Raw genomic sequence first — 15,245 nt, forward strand, 5'->3', positions numbered from 1 at the left:
ACGCGTGGATACTTTTTCATGACAGGCACGGTTGAACGTGTTTGGTTGTGACCCATTGTTTTCCCCTCCACCAGGAGTATTTTGGCTGGTGGTGTGGGTGGTAGGGTTACGGCGGTCATAGCGTGGGGGAAACGCCCGGTCCCATTCCGAACCCGGAAGCTAAGACCCACTGCGCCGATGGTACTGCATCCGGGAGGGTGTGGGAGAGTAGGTCACCGCCGGACAATATTTCGGTAGAGAGAGTTGGGCCCCGCATGGTTGCGGGGCCCAACTTGTTTAACAGGAGCTTGTTTTTACCCCGCATCGCGGGAGCGTAACCGGGCAATCTTCTACTAGGCTTGAGAACATGCGTATTGCTCGATTTGTACAAGACAGTGACCCAGCGTTCGGCGTCGTGGACGGAGACGAGGGCCAGGAAGAAATTGCCGTCATCAAGGGCGATCCGTTTTTCTCCGGCGTTCAGCTGACGGGGGAGCGCCACAAGCTGGAAGATGTCCGGCTGCTGGCACCCATCATTCCCCGCAGCAAGGTGGTGGGGATCGGCAAAAACTACGCCGACCATGCAGCCGAAATGGGCGGTGAAGTTCCGCCTGCTCCGCTGATGTTCCTCAAGCCCAACACCTCGGTCATCGGCCCCAACGATCCCATTGTGCTGCCGGCCTTCTCGGACGAGATCTCCTACGAGGCCGAACTCGCCGTCGTCATCGGCCGGATCTGCAAGGACGTGCCGCTGGACCGCGTGGACGAGGTTGTCTTCGGGTACACGTGCGCCAATGACCTGACCGCACGCGATGCCCAGCGCACCGATGGCCAGTGGGCCCGTGCCAAGGGCTTTGACACCTCATGCCCCCTCGGCCCCTGGATTGAAACCGACCTGGACACTGACGATGTGGCCGTCCGCGGTTACCTCAACGGTGAGCTGGTGCAGGACGGGAACACGAGCCAGATGGTCTGGGGTGTCAAGGAACTTGTCTCCTACGTCTCCCAGGCCTTTACCCTGCTGCCCGGCGATGTCATCCTCACGGGCACGCCGGCAGGTGTAGGTCTCATCTCCGACGGGGAACGTTACGAGGTTTCCATCGAAGGCATCGGCCGCCTCTCGAACACCGCCCGCAGCTAAGAATGAGCAACCCCAGCGCCGGACCGGTGCGCAGCCTTGCCCTGGTCCGGCGCTTTTTGCCGCCCGGCGCCGTGTGGGCGGCTGCCCTGCTCGCTGCCCCTTTCCTGAATGACGACGGCGCCACCGCCTTGGTCTGGGGTGTTGGGTCAGCCGTGCTGATTGCCCTGTTTCCGTGGGCGCTGGTGACGGTTTTGGATAAGCGCGGAGACCTGCGGCGAGGCCTCAACCGGCTGGGGGCCCCGCCCATAATCCTCGGGGCGTTCGGAGCTGCGTTCATGGTGCTTCGCGTTGTCCGCTGGACCGACGGGCCGCGGGCACTGGCCGCCGTCGTCTTCGGCATGATCGCGGCCTATGCCCTGACCGCGGCGGTCTCCAAGGCCGCCCGGCTGGAATGGGCGGATGTCACCTACGCCGCCGCCGCCGTCGTGCTTCCGGCCCTTCTCTTCCTGTTGTTTCCGGGAGCGGCTGGTGCGGTCCTGGCTGCCGCCGTTGCTGGCGTCTGCGTTGCCGCCGTGATCAGCGGCCGCGGACACACCGTCAAAACCGGTGCCGCAGCAGCCGTTGGCGTGCTGGCCGGCGGCGGTGTCTTCCTCTGGCTGCTGACTTACAGCCTGTAATCGTCCGGGCGGACACGGCAAGAGACTAAACTGGAAGCATCATGACTAACCTGCCTTCACTTGCCGACCTGCCCACCGTCGATGACAACACGCCAGTGCGCGTGCGGTTCTGTCCCTCACCCACCGGAACCCCGCACGTGGGCCTCATCCGGACCGCCCTGTTCAACTGGGCCTATGCCAAGCACACCGGCGGAAAAATGGTGTTCCGCATCGAGGACACCGACACCGCCCGTGACAGCGAAGAGAGCTTCCTGCAGCTTCTGGACGCCCTGGACTGGCTGGGCATCACCTGGGATGAAGGCGTCAACGTGGGCGGCCCGCATGAGCCGTACCGCCAGTCCCAGCGCGGTGAGATCTACCAGGACGTCATCGCCAAGCTCAAGGACGCCGGCCATCTGTACGAGTCCTACTCCACGCCGGAGGAGATCGAGGCCCGCCACCGTGCCGCCGGCCGCGACATCAAGCTCGGCTATGACAACTATGACCGCGACCTGACGCCTGAGCAGATCGAAGCCTTCAAGGCCGAGGGCCGGCAGCCGGTGCTGCGCGTGCGCATGCCCGATGAGGACATCACGTTCAACGACCTCGTGCGCGGCGAAATCACCTTCAAGGCCGGCACCGTTCCGGACTTTGTGGTGGTCCGCGCCAACGGCGCCCCGCTCTACACGCTCGTGAACCCGGTGGATGATGCGCTCATGGGCATCACCCACGTGCTTCGCGGCGAGGACCTGCTGTCCTCCACCCCGCGCCAGATTGCGCTTTACCGGGCCCTGATCGACGTCGGAGTCGCCCAGTACATGCCGCTCTTCGGCCACCTGCCCTACGTCATGGGCGGCGGCAACAAGAAGCTCTCCAAGCGCGACCCGGAGTCCAGCCTCTTCCTGCACCGCGAACGCGGCTTCATCCCCGAGGGCCTGCTCAATTACCTCTCCCTGCTGGGCTGGTCCCTGTCCGCGGACGAGGACATCTTTACCGTTGACCAGCTGGTGGAACACTTCGACATCCACGACGTCCTGGCCAACCCGGCCCGCTTTGACATCAAGAAGGCCGAAGCCATCAACGGCACCCACGTGCGGATGCTGGATCCCGAAGACTTCCGGAACCGGCTGGTGCCGTACCTGCGGCAGGCCGGGCTGGTGGGGGAGACCCTGACCGCCCGCGAAGAGGAAATCCTCACCGAGGCCGCCCCGCTGGTCCAGGAACGCATCACCCTGCTGGGTGAGGCTCCGGAGATGCTCGCTTTCCTGTTCAAGGCCGACGACGCCATTGACGTGGCCGACGACGCACGGAAGGGCCTGCCCGAGAACCTCACCGAGGTGCTGGACGCCGCCATCGCTGCGCTGGAACCGGTTACTGACTGGACGGCCGAGAACATCCAGGCAGCGCTGCGCACTGCCCTGGTGGAGGAGATGGACATCAAGCCGCGCAAGGCCTTTGGTCCGGTCCGCACCGCCGTGTCCGGCCGGCGCATCTCGCCGCCGCTGTTCGAATCCATGGTGATCCTGGGCAAGGACTCCTCGTTGGCCCGCCTGAATGCCTTCCGGAACGCAGGCTAGGTCCATGCCTTTGCGCCCGCAGGTCCGCGGGGTCCTCTTCGACATCGACGAGACCCTCGTGGACCTGCAGGCGGCCATGGGCACCACGCTTCAGGGACTCGGTGAAAAGGACCTGGCGCACTTCACCCCGGCGGACTGGAACACCTACACGTCCCTTTTCGCCGCTGACCCGCAGGGGCACTACGACGCCTACCTTGCCGGACACCTGAGTTTTGCCGACCAGCGGGTGCTGCGGGTGCAGCATGCCCGGGAGCAGGCAGGCCTGGCGCCGCTGGACAGCGACGCTGCAAGAATGTGGAACGAAGCCTATGAGGAAATGCTGCCCCTGCACTTTCGGGCGTTCGATGACGTGGTTCCGCTCCTCGACGAGCTGGATATGCGCGGTATTCCCTACGGCGCGGTGAGCAACAACGTCCACGACTACCAGCGGTCAAAGCTCGACGCCGCCGGCCTGCAGCGGATCGAGGTCCTGGTGGGCATCGACTCCGTCGGGGCGGCCAAACCGGACCCGGCAATCTTCCTGGAAGGGGTCCGCCTGCTCGGCACCGAGCCCGGACAGACCCTCTATATAGGGGACAATCTGCGCGTTGACGCCGTGGGGGCCTGCGCCGCCGGTTTGCAGGGGATTTGGCTCGACCGGGCGGAGAACCCGTCACCGGTGCGCCAGGAAAGTGACGCACCCGCGGACGGTGATTTCCGCACCGTGCGGTCCCTCAGCGAGGTGGCGGCTCTGGTGGGGAGCTGACGGCGGCCGGAAGGGCCAGGGACGCGTTTTGTGCTTCCCCCGGAACCCGTGTATAGTTATATCTCGTGCTGAGGGGTTGCAGCGGGGAAAAAGTTCTCCGAAGCGGCCGGAAAAGCGCAGTGGGATATGGTGTAATTGGCAACACATCGGTTTCTGGTACCGACATTCTAGGTTCGAGTCCTGGTATCCCAGCGGTTCTCAATTGATAAGCGATTATCAATTTGAAGATCAGCAGTAAGTATGAAAAACTTATTGAGTTCAATTTCCAGATTGAGCAAAAAGGAAGCAAGACGCCTTTAGGGGCAGACTGCTTGTACATGGCCCCATCGTATAGCGGCCTAGTACGCTGCCCTCTCACGGCGGTAACGCGGGTTCGAATCCCGCTGGGGTCACCATTTAGCCAGCTTCGGAGTTTCTCCGGAGCTGGCTTTTTTGTTGTCCGGATATGGCACCATGGAAAACCTCCGGGAAGAACGGCCAAGCAGGACCGAGATAGCTTTCCAGCCTGGAACCCGATGCGTTCCGCGACGTTAATTCAAAAGGAATTCCCCGTGCCTCTGAATGTGCCCATAGTGGCGGACCTGGATGAAAAATCCCTCCTTGCCCTGATTTTTCCACGCCTGGGGGCGGATACGGCGCTGCTGGGACCCGGTGATGACGCCGCGGTTATTGCCGCACCTGATTCCCGTACCGTGATTTCCATTGACACCCTCGTACAGGATGCAGACTTCCGCCTGCTCTGGCCCTCCGGTTACCGCACCACGGGGTTCGATGTTGGCTGGAAGTGCGTTGCGCAGAACGTTTCCGACATCCGCGCCATGGGCGCGGTCCCCACGTCACTGGTTGTCAGCCTCACCCTGCCCGGCAGCACGGAAGTGAAATGGGTGGAGGACCTCGCCGACGGACTTGCCGCCGGCATCTCGGCCCTGGCTTCAGAACAGTGCTCCGTAGTGGGCGGAGACCTGGGCCGCGGCAGCCAGATAGTCGTCACAGCCGCCGTCACGGGTGATCTGGAGGGCCGGGCACCTGTGCTGCGCTCCGGAGCCCGCCCGGGGAACGTTCTGGCCCACATCGGGGCCCTGGGGCTGGCTGCCGGCGGCCTCGCCGTGCTGGAAAGCAGCTTTGACATGTCGGATCCCGGGGGAGCCGGTGATCAGGAGCTTGCCGGTCTCGTGATGGCGCAGTGCCGCCCGCGGCTGCCGCGAACCGGTGCAGGGCCTGACGCGGCGGCCGCCGGCGCCACAGCCATGCTGGATGTCTCAGACGGATTGGTGCGCGACGCCGGCCGGATCGCCCGCGCCTCCGGAGTGGGCATCGACCTCGACGCCGGCTACCTCCGCACCAGAGCTGCGTCTCTGGCGCCGGCGGCGGTCCGGCTCGGTGCCGACCCGCTGTCATGGGTTCTGGGCGGGGGAGAGGACCACGGCCTCCTGGCAGCCTTCCCGCCGGACGCCGTTTTGCCCGAGGGTTTTGTCCGGATAGGCGCGGTGCACGACGGCGAAGGCGTCACCTTCGGCGGTCAGGCCCCGCCCGCGACAGGCTGGGACCACTTCGCCGGCTGAGCAACCGGCAGGGGGGACGCTACCGCAGGATGTGTCTTTTCCGGACCTTTTCCGCCAGTGCCAGGAGCTCTTCGCGGGACAGATCCGGCAGGTGCTCCAGCTCGGCCACGAACTCGTTCAGCGAGGTGTTGGCCCGCACCTTCAGCAATTCGTTGTAGAAACCCACGATGATGCCCGTTAGCAGGGCAACCACAAGGATCCCGTACAGGGACACCGCCACGGTGACCAGCCGTCCCGCCGTCGTTACGGCGGAGAAGTCGCCAAAACCGATGGTGGTAAAGGAGACAAAAAGGTACCAGAGGGCGTCACCAAACGTGGGGATGCCGGCTTCAACCCGCGGCAGCGCAAAAGCGGCCGCCGCCAGGACGGCCAGGAACCCGTAAAAGACGTAGTCGGCGCTGGTGACCCGGACAATGTTCCACAGCAGGCGCAGCCGTTTCATGGGAACTCCTCGGCGTCGGGAAGAGTCCCAGAATAGGGCTAGTCGGCGGTCTTCCGCAGCGCTTCGGTGAGCTGCGCGGCCGCCTTGGCCACCACTTCGGCGTGGATCCTGCCGGGCTGGCGGGTCAGGCGCTCGATGGGACCGGAAATGGATACGGCCGCAATGACCCGGCCGGACGGCCCGCGGACGGGGGCGGACACGGAGGCCACTCCGGGCTCGCGTTCCCCCAGGCTCTGCGCCCAGCCGCGGCGCCGCACCCCGGCCAGTACTGTGGGGGTAAACCGTGCGTTGTGCAGGCCTTCCAGGAGCCGGTCGTGATCCTCCCAGGCCAGCAGGCACTGGGCGGCGGATCCGGCCTTCATGGACAGCTGCGTGCCCACGGGAATGGTGTCCCGCAGTCCGATCGGCCGTTCCGCGGAGGCCACACAGACCCGCCATTCGCCCTGCCGGCGGAAAACCTGCGAGCTCTCGCCGGTGGCATCACGCAGGGCCAGCAGTACGGGACCGGCCGCAGCGATCAGGCGGTCCTCCCCGGCCGCGGAAGCGAGCTCCACGAGCCGTCCGCCCAGGACAAAGCGCCCCTGGATGTCCCGGCCCACGAGCCGGTGGTGGGCCAGCGCGACGGCGAGGCGGTGCACCGTGGGACGCGCCAGTCCGGTGGCGGCCACCAGCTGGGCCAGGGTGGTGGGGCCGGCCTCCAGCGCATCCAGCACCATGGCCGCTTTATCAATAACGCCGACGCCGCTGGCCGCGCTTTCAGTTATGTCCATAAGTTGATACTGCCGTCTCAATATTTGAGATGCAAATTGAAAAACTGGCGCCCCGGCTGCAGCGGCTGGTTCTCTTAAACCATCGGCTTTGCGCGGCCGTATTTTTTACGGTCCGCGGAAGACACTTCACAAGGAGTATCTGGCATGGGTAAGCACGCAGCAGGCAGGACGCTGGCGGAAAAGGTGTGGGACGAGCACGTTGTCGTCAAAGGTGAAGACGGTGCGCCGGATCTTCTTTACATCGACCTTCACCTCATCCACGAGGTAACGTCCCCGCAGGCCTTCGAAGGGCTGCGCCTCGCGGGCCGGAAGCTGCGGCGCCCGGACCTCACCATTGCCACCGAGGACCACAACACCCCCACCCTGGACATCGACAAGCCCATTGCCGATCCCGTCAGCCGCACCCAGATCGAAACACTGCGCGCCAACTGCGCGGAATTCGGCGTCCGGCTGCACCCACTCGGCGACGCCGAGCAGGGCATCGTGCACGTGGTGGGTCCCCAGCTGGGCCTCACCCAGCCCGGACTGACCGTGGTCTGCGGCGACTCGCACACCTCCACCCACGGTGCGTTTGGTGCCCTGGCCATGGGTATCGGCACCTCCGAGGTGGAACACGTCATGGCCACCCAGACGCTGTCGCTGAAACCCTTCAAGACCATGGCCATCAACGTTGAAGGAACCCTGCGCCCCGGCGTCACGTCCAAGGACGTCATCCTGGCCGTGATTGCCAAGATCGGTACCGGCGGCGGGCAGGGCTACGTGCTGGAGTACCGGGGATCCGCCATCCGGTCCCTGTCGATGGAAGCCCGCATGACCATCTGCAACATGTCCATCGAAGCAGGCGCCCGCGCCGGCATGGTGGCGCCGGACGAGACTACGTTCGCCTACTTGAAGGACAAGCCGCACGCACCGCAGGGCGCGGACTGGGATGCCGCCGTGGAGCACTGGAAGTCGCTGCAGACGGACGACGACGCCGTGTTCGACGCCGAAGTGTTCCTGGACGCGGACGCGCTGGAGCCCTTCGTCACCTGGGGCACCAACCCCGGCCAGGGTGTCTCGCTCTCGGAATCCGTTCCGTACCCCTCGGACTTTGCCGATGAGAACGCCCGGGCCGCGGCGGAACGTGCCCTGACGTACATGGACCTGGCTCCGGGGACGCCGCTGAAGGACATCCGCGTGGACACCGTGTTCCTGGGCTCCTGCACCAACAGCCGGATCGAGGACCTGCGGATTGCCGCGGACATCATCCGCGGACGGGAAAAGGACCCCAACATTCGGATGATGGTGGTTCCCGGCTCCGCCCGCGTGCGGCTGGAAGCGGAAGCCGAAGGGCTGGACCGGGTGTTCAAGGACTTCGGCGCCGAGTGGCGCTTCGCCGGCTGCTCCATGTGCCTGGGCATGAACCCGGACCAGCTGGCCCCGGGGGAGCGTTGCGCCTCCACCTCCAACCGCAACTTCGAAGGCCGGCAGGGCAAGGGCGGACGCACGCACCTGGTCTCCCCGGTGGTTGCCGCGGCGACCGCCGTCCGAGGAACCCTCAGTTCCCCTTCGGACCTTGAACCCGTCCCCGGCACTGCCGGCTTCGCCGCCGCCGCATCCGTCCAGTCAGCTCGCTAGGAGCCCGCCATGGAGAAGATCACCACCCACACCGGCATCGGCGTGCCGCTGCGCCAGAGCGACGTGGACACCGACCAGATCATTCCCGCCGTCTATCTCAAGCGGATCACCCGGACCGGATTCGAAGATGCGCTCTTTGCCGCCTGGCGCAAGGACGAGAACTTCATCCTGAACAAGGAGCCGTACAGTGCCGGATCCGTCCTGGTGGCCGGACCCGACTTCGGCACGGGTTCCTCCCGCGAGCACGCCGTCTGGGCCCTGAAGGACTACGGCTTCCGGGCGGTGCTGTCCTCCCGCTTCGCGGACATCTTCCGGGGCAATGCCGGCAAGCAGGGCCTGGTGGCTGCCCAGCTGGTGCAGGATGACATTGAACTCATTTGGAAGGTGCTTGAACACTCACCGGGAACGGAAGTGACGGTGGATCTCGAAGCCCGCACAGTAATCTGCGGATCGGTCACCGCACCTTTTTCCATTGATGAATACACCCGGTGGCGGCTCCTCGAGGGATTGGATGACATTTCCCTGACGCTGCGCACCGAGTCGGATATCACACATTTCGAGTCACTGCGCCCGGCATTCAAGCCGACAACGCTTCCGGCGCGCACCTAAACAGTCCCGCCAAGGATATTTCCCCGGCTCCGGTTTCGTGTCGCGGTTGGCCGCTCAGTATCATTGATAGGCCCCCCATCCGGGGGGCCTATCGCCTTTCCCATGCGGAGAACCGGCGCCTTATGCGTGGCCGCGACCACGTGCAGGGCTGCGGAAAAAAGCCCCTCCGGCGGGGCGGCGATATTTCAGTATGTGGACGCTTGCTCCTATGCTTGAGTGCAGTCTCTCTTTGCTGTTGGGGCAATCCAGATAAAGAAATTAGGTGTTCATGGGTAGCGTTCTAACCATCCGTGGTGGAGTTCCTCTCACAGGAAAAGTCCCCGTCCGCGGAGCGAAGAACCTCGTTCCCAAAGCCATGGTTGCGGCGCTGCTGGGCAACAGCCCTTCACTGCTGCGCAACGTTCCGGAAATCAAGGACGTTGAGGTAGTTACCTCGCTGCTGCAGCTGCACGGCGTTGAAGTGACCAAGGATCCCGTCACCGGGGACCTGACCATGGATCCACAGAACGCCAAAACGGCAGCGTCCAAGGACATTGACGCGCACGCCGGCGATTCCCGCATTCCGATCCTGCTCTGCGGGCCGCTGATGCACAGCCTCGGCGAGGCCTTCATTCCTGACCTTGGCGGCTGCAAAATCGGGGACCGCCCGATTGACTACCACCTGCAAATGCTGCGGAACTTCGGTGCGGTAGTGGAAAAGCGCCCCGGCGGCATCAGCATTTCCGCGCCCAAGGGACTCACCGGTGCCAAGCTGGAACTTCCCTATCCGAGCGTCGGCGCAACCGAGCAGGTGCTGCTGACCGCGGTGAAAGCCGCCGGCATCACCGAGCTGCGCGGTGCCGCCGTGGAACCGGAAATCCTGGATCTCATTGCCGTCCTGCAGAAAATGGGCGCGATCATTACTGTCCAGACCGACAGGGTGATCCGCATCGAGGGCGTTACCGAACTGACCGGTTACAACCACCGGGCCCTGCCGGACCGCAATGAAGCCGCTTCCTGGGCCTCCGCCGCCCTGGTCACCAAGGGCGACATCTACGTGGAAGGTGCCTCCCAGCAGGACCTTACGGCGTTCCTGAACACCTACCGCAAGATCGGCGGCGCCTTCGACGTCGACGACGGAGGCATCCGCTTCTACCACCCCGGCGGCGCACTGCACCCGCTGGTCCTGGAAACGGACGTCCATCCGGGCTTCATGACCGACTGGCAGCAGCCGCTGGTGGTTGCACTGACCCAGGCGCAGGGCGTGTCCATTGTTCACGAAACCGTGTACGAGAACCGGTTTGGCTTCACCGACGCGCTCATCCGCATGGGGGCAAACATCCAGGTTCACCGGGAATGCCTCGGCAGCGTACCCTGCCGGTTTGGACAGCGGAACTTCCTGCACTCGGCCGTCATCTCCGGTCCGGCAAAGCTCAAGGGCGCCGAGATTGACATTCCGGATCTTCGGGGCGGGTTCAGCCACCTGATCGCGGCCCTGGCCGCCGAGGGAACCTCCCGCGTCACCGGAATTGAACTCATCAACCGCGGCTACGAGCACTTCCTGGACAAGCTGGAAGGCCTCGGCGCCGACTTCGATGTGGCTGCAGCGCCGGCCGGACCGGTTGCTGCCGCAGCCGGCGCCGAGTAACCGGCGCCATGGCTGAGTCGATCAAGTCACGCGTTGCCTTCGCCCTGCTGGCGGGGAGCATGAGGCCGGTCATGAACCTCCTGATGCGCAAGCAGTGGGAAGGGCTGGAGAACCTTCCCCGGGACACCGGGTTCATTGCCTGCCCAAACCACGTGACGGAGATCGACCCGGTGGTGGTGGGGCACTTCTTCTACAACCAGAAGATCATGCCCCGCTACCTGGCGAAGGCTTCACTGTTCAAGGTGCCGGTGCTGGGGGCCGCCCTGCGCGCCACCAACCAGGTGCCCGTTGAACGCATCACCAGCGGCGCTTCGGCGTCCCTTAAGGCCGCCCGGACAGTCATCGATGCCGGCGGGGCGCTCATTGTCTACCCCGAAGGCACATTGACCCGGGATCCGGACCTTTGGCCGATGCGCGGCCGCACGGGCGCAGCCCGGCTCGCCCTGCAGACCGGAGCCCCTGTGGTTCCGGTGGCGCACTGGGGAGCCGAAGCCGTTTTTCCGCGCTACAGCAAGCGCATCCATCCGTTCCCGCGCAAGACGGTACGGATTCGGGTGGGCAAACCCGTGGACCTTTCGGACCTGCGGGGGCAGCCGATGACCAAGACCCTGCTGGATACTGCCACTGAGCGCATCATGGCCGCCGTGACCGCACAGGTGGCGGAACTGCGGGATGAAACCCCTCCTGCCACCCGCTGGGATCCGGCCGTCCATGGCCAGGCAGTCATCGGCAGGAATTTTGAGCAGCACAAAGACTTTGAGCAGGACGGAACGGACAAAAAATGAGCTGGCGCAGCAACACACACCCGCAGGTGGTGGCGGTCCTCGGAGCCGGAAGCTGGGGAACCACCTTCGCGAAGATCGTGGCCGACGCCGGTGCCTCCCGGGCAACCGACGTCCGGGTCTGGGCACGGCGTCCGGAAATTGCCGTTGACATCAATGACCGGCACCGCAACAGCCAATACCTGAAGGACACGGTCCTGCCGGCGAACCTGACCGCGTCCGCGGATCCGGCAGAAGTGCTGGCCGGCGCCGAATTGGTGGTGCTGGCCGTTCCGGCCCAGACACTGCGCGCCCAGCTGCGCAGCATCCGGCATCTCATCCCGGCAGGCGCCGTCGTCGTCTCCCTGATGAAGGGACTGGAGGTGGGCACCGACTCCCGGATGAGCCAGGTGATCGAAGAGGAACTGCACTGGCCCGAGGAACGGGTTGCGGTGATTTCAGGGCCGAACCTGGCCATGGAAATCGCCGACCGGCAGCCCACCGCCTCGGTGGTCGCCTGCTCGGACCTGGAAACCGCCGCCTGGATAGCCAGGGCCTGCACCGCACCCTATTTCCGTCCGTACACCAACACCGACGTGGTGGGCGTGGAAATCGGCGGAATCGTCAAGAACGTTATTGCCCTCGCCGTGGGCATCTGCGAAGGCAAGGGCATGGGGGACAACACCAAGGCTTCCGTGATGACCCGCGGCCTGGCCGAGACCACCCGGCTGGCGCTGGCCCTGGGCGGAGACGCGGAAACCATGTCCGGCCTGGCCGGCATGGGTGACCTGATTGCCACCTGCTCCTCTCCGCTGTCCCGCAACCACACGGCGGGCCGCCTGCTGGCGCAGGGCCTGACCCTGGACGAGGTCAACGCGTCCATGAAGCAGACCGCCGAGGGCATCAAGTCCGCGCAGGCGGTCCTGGACCGCGCCACCCAGCTGGGCGTCTACATGCCCATTACCGAAAACGTTGTGGCCGTCCTGCAGGGCGCCATCTCCGTTGATGAACTGGGGCCGCGCCTGCTGTCCCGCGAGCTAAAATCCGAAAGTGTGCACGCGCAGTGAGCATAAATCCCCTGTTCTCCGAGACAACAGACGGCGAAATCGAAGGACGCCGCCCCCGGGTGGCCGTCCTCTTCGGCGGCCGCTCCAGCGAGCATGCGGTGAGCTGCGTGACCGCAGCCGGCGTCCTGGAAGCCATTGACCGGACCAAGTACGACGTCGTTCCGGTGGGCATTGCCCGCAACGGCCAGTGGTCGCTGGTGTCCGCTGATCCCGCAGCCTGGTCCCTGCGCTCGGAATCCCTCCCGGAAGTGGTTGCCGGCGAGCAGAGCGTTGTCCTGTCCGCGGACGGCACGGGCTCGGAACTGGTGGTCCACGCGGAGGATACGCTGCCGCGCAGCCTGGGCCGCGTCGACGTTGTCTTCCCGGTACTCCACGGCCCGTTCGGTGAAGACGGAACCCTGCAGGGCATGCTGGAAATGGCGGACATCCGCTACGTGGGGGCCGGTGTGCTGGCTTCGGCCGTCGGCATGGACAAGCACTACATGAAGGTGGTGTTTGAGGCAGCCGGTTTGAAGGTGGGGCCGTACGAGGTCATCACCGACCGGCAGTGGGAGAAGGACGCTCCGGCCTGCCTGGAGCGGGCCTCCAAGCTCGCATTCCCGCTGTTCGTCAAACCGGCGCGCGGCGGTTCCTCCATGGGTATCACCCGCGTCACCAACCCGGCGGACCTGCGTGCCGCCATCGAGACGGCACGTGAACACGATCCCAAGGTAGTCGTGGAAGCCGGCATCGTCGGACGTGAAATTGAAGTGGCTGTGCTGCAGGGCCGCGGCACCGAGGATCCCCGGACCAGCTCGCCGGGTGAAATTGCGGTGCAGCACGGCGAGCACGAGTGGTATGACTTCGAAGCCAAATATGTGGACGGTGCCGCCGCCGAGCTGAGCTGTCCGGCGGACCTGCCGGAGGACATTTCGGCACGGGTCCGCGACCTGGCTGGCCTGGCCTTTGAAGCCGTTGGCGGCGAAGGGCTGTCCCGAGTGGACTTCTTCTACACCCCGGTCGGGGACCTGATCATCAACGAAATCAACACCATGCCCGGCTTCACGCCGATCAGCATGTATCCGCAGATGTGGGCAAAGTCAGGCCTGCCGTACACGGAACTGATTGATGAACTGATTTCGCTGGCACTGGAGCGTAAAACCGGCCTGCGCTGACGCGGCACAGTAGGCAGGTGCCTACTGTGCAGGCAGCTCGAGATCGTTGCTGCTGATGCACTCGCGGGTGGGCTCAATGCGCGTGATGGAGTTTTCCAGCTGCACCAGCAGGGTGGAGGAGGAAACCTCGTCGGGGTTGAAAAGGACCTCAACCGCCGGCTCGCGCCCGTACGTCGTTGCGGTCCAGGTGGACTCGTCTTCCCGCAGAATCCAGTCCACGCCGTTTACCGTGGCGCACTGATCGGTGGTGGGTCCCGGAACCGGCACCCCGCAGCGCAGAATGATCTTGGAAGGTTCTCCCCAGGCTGCAGTAGCCTGGCTGTCCGTCTCGCGCTGCTGCTGATCCGCCAGCTCGGCGGGAAGAGCCACCATAATGGTGGCGCAGTCCGGGTTGGCTGCATCCGGAGCCGGTTCCACGTCGGCAATGGGAGTGCAGGCGCTGAGACCGGCGGCAAGGGCAAGAACGGCCGCCGAAAAGGCAACGCGGGAGGAGAACATGCCTACAAGGTTATCTGCCTGCGGCCGCCCGGACGGAATCGGCGAACCGGCCGCCGGGCGCTAAGCTCATTACTCGTTAACTTCAGGGAGTTTTTGTGACGCAGTTTCTTCAGGACTATGAGCAGCCCGCCGCACGCCGCCGGCATCCCGTCCGCACCACCGCCGTGGTGCTCCTGGTCCTGCTGCTCACCGTTGCCCTGGTGGCCGGCGGCTATCTCTGGAGCCTGGCGCGCAGCTTTGACAGCGGCACCACCACCATCGAAAACGCGCTTCCCGCCGACAGCCCACTCAAGGATCCGAGGGCCGGCAAGTCACAGAACATCCTGCTGATCGGCACCGACGAGAGGGACCCCGGATCCGAGGCCTCCCGCTCCGACACCATGATGCTGGTGCACATACCGGGGGACCGAAGCACCGCCTACGTCATGTCCATCATGCGCGACACCTGGACGGACATCCCCGGCTACGGTGAGCAGAAAATCAACGCCGCTATGGCCCTGGGCGGGGTGCCGCTGGCGGTGGACGCAGTCCAGACCATGTTCGATGCACCCATTGACCATGTGGCCATCATTGATTTTGAGGGGTTCAAGGGATTGACCGACGCGCTGGGGGGAGTGGACGTGAATAACCCGGTGCCCTTCTCCTCCAGCATCGCCGATGACTATTTCCCGGCCGGTGTTGTTTCCCTGGACGGGGATTCGGCCCTGAATTACGTCCGGGAGCGTCACGCCTTTGCCGAGGGCGACTACCAGCGGGTGCGCAACCAGCAGACGTTTATCAGCGGACTCGTCTCCTCGGCACTGTCCAAGGAGACTCTGTTGAACCCGGTGAAGATCAGCCGCTCCGTTTCCGAAATCTCTCCCTATCTCAGCGTGGACGAGGGATTGAACGCCGCAGCCGCCGGACAGCTGGCCTTCTCCCTGCGCAACGTGCGCGGCGGAAATATCGAGATGTTCACGCTGCCGACCCTGGGGGCCGGAACCTCCAGCGACGGACAGTCTATTGTGGTCAAGGACGCAGCTGCGATCGCTGAGATAGCGGAAGCACTGGACACCGACGCCATGGGGGAATACCTGGCCGCAACCAATAGGGGATAACAA

Annotated in this window: 15 protein-coding genes, 2 tRNA genes and 1 rRNA gene; 15 read left to right on the forward strand and 3 right to left on the reverse strand. The window is 64.7% G+C overall.

Translation table 11 applies throughout. From position 1 onward, the window contains the following. Positions 1–107: 107 nt before the first annotated feature. From rrf to thiL, 8 genes are all read left to right on the forward strand, one after another. Positions 108–224 (forward strand): 5S ribosomal RNA (rrf, locus tag CXR00_RS06700). Positions 225–346: 122 nt separating this feature from the next. Continuing rightward, positions 347–1,120, forward strand: coding sequence for a fumarylacetoacetate hydrolase family protein (locus CXR00_RS06705; protein WP_104053788.1), 774 nt, complete (start codon positions 347–349; stop codon positions 1,118–1,120). A 2-nt stretch (positions 1,121–1,122) separates the two neighbouring features. Further along, a complete protein-coding gene (locus CXR00_RS06710) occupies positions 1,123–1,737 on the forward strand; it encodes a hypothetical protein (protein WP_104053789.1) in 615 nt (204 codons plus the stop codon). Positions 1,738–1,778: 41 nt separating this feature from the next. Next, on the forward strand, positions 1,779–3,293 hold the full coding sequence (gene gltX / locus CXR00_RS06715; RefSeq protein ID WP_104053790.1) for a glutamate--tRNA ligase: 1,515 nt from the start codon (positions 1,779–1,781) through the stop codon (positions 3,291–3,293). Between the two features lie 4 nt (positions 3,294–3,297). Beyond that, complete coding sequence (locus tag CXR00_RS06720; protein WP_104053791.1) at positions 3,298–4,038, forward strand: HAD family hydrolase; 741 nt, start codon at positions 3,298–3,300, stop codon at positions 4,036–4,038. Positions 4,039–4,158: 120 nt separating this feature from the next. Beyond that, a tRNA-Gln gene (locus CXR00_RS06725) sits at positions 4,159–4,230 on the forward strand. Between the two features lie 127 nt (positions 4,231–4,357). Beyond that, a tRNA-Glu gene (locus tag CXR00_RS06730) sits at positions 4,358–4,433 on the forward strand. A 156-nt stretch (positions 4,434–4,589) separates the two neighbouring features. Continuing rightward, positions 4,590–5,600 (forward strand): thiamine-phosphate kinase, encoded by a 1,011-nt coding sequence (gene thiL, locus CXR00_RS06735; protein WP_258060305.1) that lies wholly within the window; start codon positions 4,590–4,592, stop codon positions 5,598–5,600. Between the two features lie 19 nt (positions 5,601–5,619). On the opposite strand, the gene CXR00_RS06740 is transcribed toward thiL, so the two are convergent. Together CXR00_RS06740 and CXR00_RS06745 are read right to left on the reverse strand one after the other, a co-directional pair. After that, positions 5,620–6,042: a potassium channel family protein gene (locus tag CXR00_RS06740; protein WP_104053793.1), complete on the reverse strand. Its 423-nt coding sequence runs from the start codon at positions 6,040–6,042 to the stop codon at positions 5,620–5,622. A gap of 38 nt (positions 6,043–6,080) precedes the next feature. Then, a complete protein-coding gene (locus CXR00_RS06745) occupies positions 6,081–6,812 on the reverse strand; it encodes an IclR family transcriptional regulator (protein ID WP_104053794.1) in 732 nt (243 codons plus the stop codon). A gap of 144 nt (positions 6,813–6,956) precedes the next feature. Between CXR00_RS06745 and leuC the strand changes: the two genes are divergently transcribed. The 6 genes from leuC to CXR00_RS06775 all read left to right on the forward strand — a co-directional run bounded on the left by leuC (position 6,957) and on the right by CXR00_RS06775 (position 13,647). Then, on the forward strand, positions 6,957–8,429 hold the full coding sequence (gene leuC, locus CXR00_RS06750; protein ID WP_104053795.1) for a 3-isopropylmalate dehydratase large subunit: 1,473 nt from the start codon (positions 6,957–6,959) through the stop codon (positions 8,427–8,429). A gap of 9 nt (positions 8,430–8,438) precedes the next feature. Then, positions 8,439–9,038 (forward strand): 3-isopropylmalate dehydratase small subunit, encoded by a 600-nt coding sequence (leuD, locus tag CXR00_RS06755; RefSeq protein WP_104053796.1) that lies wholly within the window; start codon positions 8,439–8,441, stop codon positions 9,036–9,038. Between the two features lie 268 nt (positions 9,039–9,306). Beyond that, positions 9,307–10,665, forward strand: a complete 1,359-nt coding sequence (gene murA / locus CXR00_RS06760) for a UDP-N-acetylglucosamine 1-carboxyvinyltransferase (RefSeq protein ID WP_104054764.1) — start codon at positions 9,307–9,309, stop codon at positions 10,663–10,665. Between the two features lie 8 nt (positions 10,666–10,673). After that, positions 10,674–11,450 (forward strand): 1-acyl-sn-glycerol-3-phosphate acyltransferase, encoded by a 777-nt coding sequence (locus CXR00_RS06765; protein ID WP_104053797.1) that lies wholly within the window; start codon positions 10,674–10,676, stop codon positions 11,448–11,450. Beyond that, positions 11,447–12,493, forward strand: coding sequence for an NAD(P)H-dependent glycerol-3-phosphate dehydrogenase (locus tag CXR00_RS06770; protein WP_104053798.1), 1,047 nt, complete (start codon positions 11,447–11,449; stop codon positions 12,491–12,493). Before CXR00_RS06765 ends, CXR00_RS06770 begins: the two co-directional genes overlap by 4 nt. Positions 12,494–12,504: 11 nt before the next feature. Next, positions 12,505–13,647 (forward strand): D-alanine--D-alanine ligase family protein, encoded by a 1,143-nt coding sequence (locus tag CXR00_RS06775; protein WP_258060416.1) that lies wholly within the window; start codon positions 12,505–12,507, stop codon positions 13,645–13,647. A gap of 21 nt (positions 13,648–13,668) precedes the next feature. Here the strand turns inward: CXR00_RS06775 and CXR00_RS06780 are convergent, their stop codons facing one another. Next, on the reverse strand, positions 13,669–14,145 hold the full coding sequence (locus CXR00_RS06780; protein ID WP_104053799.1) for a DUF3515 domain-containing protein: 477 nt from the start codon (positions 14,143–14,145) through the stop codon (positions 13,669–13,671). A 95-nt stretch (positions 14,146–14,240) separates the two neighbouring features. Here CXR00_RS06780 and CXR00_RS06785 point away from each other — a divergent pair, with 95 nt between their 5' ends. Beyond that, entirely contained in the window at positions 14,241–15,242 is a 1,002-nt protein-coding gene (locus CXR00_RS06785) for an LCP family protein (protein ID WP_104053800.1), read from the forward strand. The last annotated feature ends 3 nt before the right edge of the window (positions 15,243–15,245 follow it).

It is taken from the genome of Arthrobacter sp. 9E16, from assembly GCF_002929435.1.
Classification (GTDB): domain Bacteria; phylum Actinomycetota; class Actinomycetes; order Actinomycetales; family Micrococcaceae; genus Arthrobacter_B; species Arthrobacter_B sunyaminii.

Excerpts from the sequence above, each read along its gene's own strand:
- CXR00_RS06705 (WP_104053788.1), top strand. The coding sequence starts at position 347 with ATGCGTATTGCTCGATTTGTACAAGACAGTGACCCAGCGTTCGGCGTC.
- CXR00_RS06710 (WP_104053789.1), top strand. The coding sequence starts at position 1,123 with ATGAGCAACCCCAGCGCCGGACCGGTGCGCAGCCTTGCCCTGGTCCGG.
- gltX (WP_104053790.1), top strand. The coding sequence starts at position 1,779 with ATGACTAACCTGCCTTCACTTGCCGACCTGCCCACCGTCGATGACAAC.
- CXR00_RS06720 (WP_104053791.1), top strand. The coding sequence starts at position 3,298 with ATGCCTTTGCGCCCGCAGGTCCGCGGGGTCCTCTTCGACATCGACGAG.
- CXR00_RS06740 (WP_104053793.1), bottom strand. The coding sequence starts at position 6,042 with ATGAAACGGCTGCGCCTGCTGTGGAACATTGTCCGGGTCACCAGCGCC.
- CXR00_RS06745 (WP_104053794.1), bottom strand. The coding sequence starts at position 6,812 with ATGGACATAACTGAAAGCGCGGCCAGCGGCGTCGGCGTTATTGATAAA.
- leuC (WP_104053795.1), top strand. The coding sequence starts at position 6,957 with ATGGGTAAGCACGCAGCAGGCAGGACGCTGGCGGAAAAGGTGTGGGAC.
- leuD (WP_104053796.1), top strand. The coding sequence starts at position 8,439 with ATGGAGAAGATCACCACCCACACCGGCATCGGCGTGCCGCTGCGCCAG.
- murA (WP_104054764.1), top strand. The coding sequence starts at position 9,307 with ATGGGTAGCGTTCTAACCATCCGTGGTGGAGTTCCTCTCACAGGAAAA.
- CXR00_RS06765 (WP_104053797.1), top strand. The coding sequence starts at position 10,674 with ATGGCTGAGTCGATCAAGTCACGCGTTGCCTTCGCCCTGCTGGCGGGG.
- CXR00_RS06770 (WP_104053798.1), top strand. The coding sequence starts at position 11,447 with ATGAGCTGGCGCAGCAACACACACCCGCAGGTGGTGGCGGTCCTCGGA.
- CXR00_RS06780 (WP_104053799.1), bottom strand. The coding sequence starts at position 14,145 with ATGTTCTCCTCCCGCGTTGCCTTTTCGGCGGCCGTTCTTGCCCTTGCC.